General features: G+C 61.6%; 7 protein-coding genes and 1 pseudogene. 6 read left to right on the forward strand and 2 right to left on the reverse strand.

Going from position 1 to position 5390, the window contains the following annotated elements:
- Together AC07W0_RS26710 and AC07W0_RS26715 are read left to right on the forward strand one after the other, a co-directional pair.
- The coding region (locus AC07W0_RS26710) for an alpha/beta hydrolase (protein WP_102619011.1) at window positions 1-660 on the forward strand (660 nt) is incomplete at its 5' end.
- Window positions 661-759: 99 nt separating this feature from the next.
- On the forward strand, window positions 760-1566 hold the full coding sequence (locus AC07W0_RS26715) for a hypothetical protein (protein ID WP_017845844.1): 807 nt from the start codon (window positions 760-762) through the stop codon (window positions 1564-1566).
- Between the two features lie 105 nt (window positions 1567-1671).
- Here the strand turns inward: AC07W0_RS26715 and prmB are convergent, their stop codons facing one another.
- Window positions 1672-2580, reverse strand: coding sequence for a 50S ribosomal protein L3 N(5)-glutamine methyltransferase (gene prmB, locus AC07W0_RS26720; RefSeq protein WP_017845843.1), 909 nt, complete (start codon window positions 2578-2580; stop codon window positions 1672-1674).
- 240 nt (window positions 2581-2820) lie between these two features.
- Between prmB and AC07W0_RS26725 the strand changes: the two genes are divergently transcribed.
- The 4 genes from AC07W0_RS26725 to AC07W0_RS26740 all read left to right on the forward strand — a co-directional run bounded on the left by AC07W0_RS26725 (window position 2821) and on the right by AC07W0_RS26740 (window position 5209).
- Window positions 2821-3411 (forward strand): cysteine hydrolase family protein, encoded by a 591-nt coding sequence (locus AC07W0_RS26725; RefSeq protein ID WP_026139885.1) that lies wholly within the window; start codon window positions 2821-2823, stop codon window positions 3409-3411.
- A 140-nt stretch (window positions 3412-3551) separates the two neighbouring features.
- A complete protein-coding gene (locus AC07W0_RS26730; protein WP_046382569.1) occupies window positions 3552-3872 on the forward strand; it encodes a hypothetical protein in 321 nt (106 codons plus the stop codon).
- Between the two features lie 75 nt (window positions 3873-3947).
- Window positions 3948-4505 carry a Smr/MutS family protein gene (locus tag AC07W0_RS26735; RefSeq protein ID WP_017845840.1) on the forward strand — a complete coding sequence of 186 codons (558 nt, stop codon included), beginning with the start codon at window positions 3948-3950 and terminating at the stop codon, window positions 4503-4505.
- 350 nt (window positions 4506-4855) lie between these two features.
- Window positions 4856-5209 carry a hypothetical protein gene (locus tag AC07W0_RS26740; protein WP_102619010.1) on the forward strand — a complete coding sequence of 118 codons (354 nt, stop codon included), beginning with the start codon at window positions 4856-4858 and terminating at the stop codon, window positions 5207-5209.
- Here AC07W0_RS26740 and AC07W0_RS26745 read toward each other — a convergent pair.
- Window positions 5157-5390, reverse strand: a pseudogene (locus AC07W0_RS26745) (hypothetical protein); the annotation flags it as partial. The gene AC07W0_RS26740 and the pseudogene AC07W0_RS26745 sit on opposite strands and share 53 nt — an antisense overlap.

Consider the following 5390-nt stretch of genomic DNA (forward strand, 5'->3'; position numbering starts at 1 on the left):
CCCCCCCGGCCCCCCACGCCCGATGAACGCGACCTGACCCTCGACGCCTACGTCGCCGACGCCGTGGCCTGGGGCAAACTGCTCAAGGCCGACAAGCGCATGGGCCCGCTGATCGTCCTGGGCCATAGCGAAGGCGCGCTGGTGGCAGCCCTGGCGGCACCGCAACTCGACCCGGCCGGGGTGATTTCCCTGTCGGGCAGCGCCCGCCCGGTCGACCAGGTGATCCGCCAGCAACTGGCCGGTCACCTGCCCCCGGCCCTGCAGTTGCGCAGCAATGAAATCCTCGATCACCTCAAGGCCGGCCAAGTGGATACCGATGTGCCTGGCCCGCTTGAAGGGATTTTCCGACCCAGTGTGCAACCGTATCTGATCAGCCTGTTTCGCGCCGACCCGTCGGCCGCCTTTGCCAGACTGCACATGCCCGCGCTGATCATCCAGGGCACCAACGATATCCAGGTGGGTGTGGGCGATGCGCGGCAATTGAAGAACGCCAAGCCCGATGCCGAGCTGACGGTGATCGAAGGCATGAACCATGTGATGCGTATCGTGCCCAAGGAGGTGAAGCAACAGTTGGCGTCCTACAACGACCCGCGATTGCCCCTCGCCGCCGAGCTGGAAACCTGCCTGGTTGGCTTTATCGACGGACTTCAGCCCCGTTAACCGACTAATTGCCTCCAGTACTGGGAAAAACGGCCGATAAGCCGAAAGTCGACAGCAAAAAGCCTGTCGACTGGCTGGGCTAGGACAGGATCGCGCCGCATGACTAACACCGAAGCAACACCAGAACCTACCGCCGACACCCCGGCGGAACACACCGAGGTCGTCGACGCGGCGCCCCTGCCATGGGCGGACGTACAGGCCGAACATTTCAAAATGCTGCGCCTGGCGCCCCTGCCCACCGACCGCTCCACCGGGGTACGCCCCTTGCGGTTTGTGCAATTTGGCTATGTCGAACGCCACGACCACCATCACAGCCTATTGCGCATGGTCATCCAGTTGCCGGGCCAACGGGTGCGCCGCGAGCAGAATCACCTGGATATCTGGGTCGATCACGCTAAACACCGTGTGCATTTCGGCCCGGGCAACAGCCTGGAAATCGAACCGGCCAACCGTGGCATCGGCCGTTTCCTGGTGGCCCAGGGCGCCGCGTGGGCGAAGAAGAAGTGGTCGCACTACCGCGTCGACGGGGTGGACCTGGCCAACAAGGACGCCCTCAACGAAGCCACACGCCTGCGCCGCGATCACTTCCTGCGTATCCAGGGCTTTGATGTGGCCTACGCCGACGTGCAGCATCTGAAGGGCAACGTGCAGCCCGGCAAGGTCAGCGACGTGCTCGATAGCTGGAACACCGAGAAAGTGCAGTTCGTGGAAATCCTCGAAGCCGCGCAAATGCTGCAACAGGCCGAGCAGAACCTGACGGAGCAGGAAGTGAAGCTGCGCAAGGAAGAGGAAAAGGTCACCAAGTTCAAGCGTGAGGACAGCGGGCTACGCTTCACCATCACCTGTCTGGTGGCGTTTACCGTGTTTCAGGCGGGGTTGTTGATCTGGATTGCCACCCATCGGTGATGTGGGAGCGGGCTTGCTCCCGATAGCGGTGCATCAGTCAATGCATTCAGTGACTGACACGCCCTCATCGGGGGCAAGCCCCCTCCCACACGTCAGAGCGGTCGATTAAACCCGGGCGGCGAATACCGCCTGATGGTTGCGGCACTGCTCGGCCGTGAGCATGAACACACCGTGCCCGCCGCGCTGGAACTCCAGCCAGGCGAAGTCGACTTCCGGGTACAGCGCCTCGACATGCACCTGGCTGTTACCCACTTCGACGATCAACAAGCCCTTCTCGGTCAGGTGGTCCGCCGCTTCGGCGAGCATCCGCCGGACCAGGTTCAAGCCATCGTCGCCGCAGGCCAGGCCCAGTTCCGGTTCGTGCTGGTACTCGTCCGGCATGTCGGCGAAGTCTTCGGCGTCCACATATGGCGGGTTCGACACGATCAAGTCGAAGCGCTGGCCCGGCAGCCCGTCAAAACCGTCGCCCTGTACGGTATACACACGCTCGTCGACGCCATGGCGCTCGATGTTCTGATTGGCCACTTCCAACGCTTCGAACGACACGTCACCCAACACCACTTCGGCGTCCTGGAACTCGTAGGCACAGGCGATGCCGATGCAACCGGAGCCGGTACACAGGTCGAGAATGCGTGCCGGCGGCTGGGCCAGCCAGGGTTCGAAGCGGTTTTCGATGAGTTCGCTGATCGGTGAACGCGGGATCAGCACGCGCTCGTCGACGATAAACGACATGCCGCAGAACCAGGCTTCGCCAATCAAGTAGGCTGTCGGCACCCGCTCATGAATGCGACGGTGCAGCAGCCGTTGCAAGTGGGAAACTTCCTCTTCTTCCAGGTTGCAATCCAGGTAGCTGTCGGCAATTTCCCAGGGCAGATGCAAGGCGCCGAGCACCAATTGCCGGGCGTCGTCCCAGGCGTTGTCGGTACCGTGCCCGAAAAACAGCTCTTCCCCATGGAAACGGCTGACAGCCCAACGGATATGGTCGCGCAAGGTGCGCAGGCGGGAAGTGATCACGGGGGCAGACTCCTGGAAAAAACGACTGGCGATTCTAACAGCCTTCGTCTGTAGCGACGACGTGCGAAAAGCCTCAGCCGTATGTCGGATTTCATCCAATTTGCCATCATTGCGTCAAACAACCGCACCGCTTGACACGGCTGCACGCCAGCAACGGCGTAGCTTACGATGGAAGCGATTCACAGAACCGCTCAGCCAGTGGACAATGGCGCAAAAGCCCCCCTCACAGGAGCCCCCAGAATGTCCGTTCCAAAGACGATGTTTCAAATCAGCGGTCGAGGTTATGCAGCGGCCAATCTCAGCCATGCGACCCTCGTGATCATCGACGCCCAGAAGGAATACCTCAGCGGTCCACTCGCCCTCGCGGGCATGGATGCGGCGGTGGGCAATATCAAGCAACTGGTCGCTGCGGCGCGCAACGCCGGTCGCCCGATCGTGCATGTGCGCCACCTGGGCACCGTCGGCGGCCTGTTTGACCCACAAGGCGAGCGCGGCGAATTCATTCCCGGGCTGGAGCCAATGGGTAACGAAACCATCATCGGTAAACTGCTGCCCAGCGCGTTCCACGGCACAGGCCTGGAAAAACACCTGCAGGACCTCGGTTCCCTGGACCTGATCGTCTGCGGCTTCATGAGCCACTCCAGCGTCAGCACCACCGTGCGCGCCGCCAAGAACCTGGGCTTTCGCTGCACCCTGGTGGAAGACGCCTGCGCCACCCGCGACCTGCCTTACAAGGGCGGTGTCCTGAGTGCCGAGCATGTGCAACAAACCGAAATGGCCATCATGGCCGACAACTTCGCCACCCTCGCCTTGACCAAAGACCTGATCTGATTGCCCCGAAATGAGCGGTGCGGCCGATTCGAGGCCCCGCTCATCTGCAAATGCCTGTCATTTGCTGCAATTACCTCTGGCGCCGGAACAACCTGTGTATCTTCCGGTCGAAGGGCCGATACCCTGGAGGAAAGGTCGGAATGAAGATATCCGATGGTTTTGATGCTCGTCGCTTGCGCCCCAAGGGCCCGAGCAACTGGCGTCTGCGCCTGGTAGCCGGCATTGCCGCGCTGCTGGCGATCATAGGTGTGCTGCTGGCGGTCGCCGGTGGCGCGGGCTTGTCGGGGCATTCCCCGGCGCTGGGCGAACTGAATGCCAGCCCCGGTGGCTCGGCGATGCTGTTGGTGGGCGGCCTGCTGGTGCTGTGGTTCGGCGTGTGGTTATGGCGCCGCAGCCGGCGACGGATGCGCCAGCCGTTGTCGCTGAATATCGCCTCGCACCTGATGAAAAAGCACGACTGATGGCGCTTGGATAGCGTTTCCTGCGCCCCGGCCGCCGCGATTTAGGTAAACTGCCCGCCCCTCGCGGAGGCTGACATGCAAGACGACGATTTTTCCCTGTTCAAAAACGAGCTGCGCGGCGTCAAGCCGATCAAGCACGACCGCGCCGACACCGGCAAACCCAAGAGTGACCGAGCGCAGATCGCCAAGCTGCGCCAGGCCGCGACTGTACGCACTGACGCCACCACCGTGGACGGTCTGTCGGACCAGTTCGTGATTGACGTCGGCCCCGAAGACGAGCTGATGTGGGCCCGCGACGGCGTGCAGGAAAGCCAGATACGCAAGCTCAAGACCGGCCAGATCCCCTTCGAAGGCAGCCTCGACCTGCACGGCATGAGCGTGGAAAAAGCCCGGGAAACCCTCTGGGCCTTCCTAGCCGAAGCCACCCGGTTCGAGATCCGCTGCGTGCGCGTCACCCACGGCAAGGCCGTGCGCCTGGACGGCAAGCGGCCGATGATCAAGAGCCACGTCAACACCTGGCTGCGCCAGCATGCCCAAGTACTCGGCTTTACCTCCTGCCAGCCCCGCCACGGTGGCGCCGGCGCGGTGTATGTGATGCTCAAGCGCACCATGCTGGAAGGGCGCGACGAGTAACCCGTGCCATCGTCAGGCTTGCAGCGATGGGTCGGCCACCGTACCCTTGCGCTTTGCGAAAATCCCACAGGTAGTTTCATGTCCCTGGAACAGAATTACACCGCGATTCTAAAGGGGTAAGGCAAAGTAACAATAGTCAATGAATCCGGGCACTTGCTTACTTTGGCGTACCCGGTTTTGACATGCTTTACACGGTCATTGGTACAAAAAGTGGTACGAGATATATCCCCTCCTCCGGCGTTCTGCCGACCGAACACCAAACCAAAATCCGCTACAGCTCGTCGCCTCAAATCGCGCGACCATCAAACCTCGATTACTGTATGTGCATACAGTATTTGGATTTACCCACCATGCACATCGACGAAGAAACCTGCGAGTGGCTTGACCTCCCATCGCCCCTGGAAATGTACAAACATCACGCGGCGTTGCTCGAAGACGAGATCGCCGCGCTTCATCTGCAACTGCGCAAGGCCCGGGATAACGTCCGGGGCCTGGTGCAAATGAACGACGAGCTTGCCACCGGTAAAGCCATTGCCGAGACCGCGCTTAAAAAGGCTCTTGCTGACGCTGGCAGGCTCAATCAAGAAACCTCAGAAATGGGCCGTCGCATAAATGGCCTGATGGCCGTGGTTGAACAGCGTGACCACCTGTTTAGGGAGAACCAGCGGTTGCTGATGGAGCGGAATCAGGCGCGATCGTCCTGACATAAGCCTGGCACGCCCGCAGCGCGATCAGTCCTTGATCGCCGTCACCGGTGATGGCGAGAATTCGTTGAGCATGCGCTGGGTCAAGTTGGGCTCGCGCGGCGCCATGAACCACGCCGACGGCGCCGGGGGTGGCAGGCACGTTGCAGCCACTGGCTGAATCCTCGGCAAGGAGGACTGA

This window comes from Pseudomonas sp. GW704-F2 (assembly GCF_059423025.1).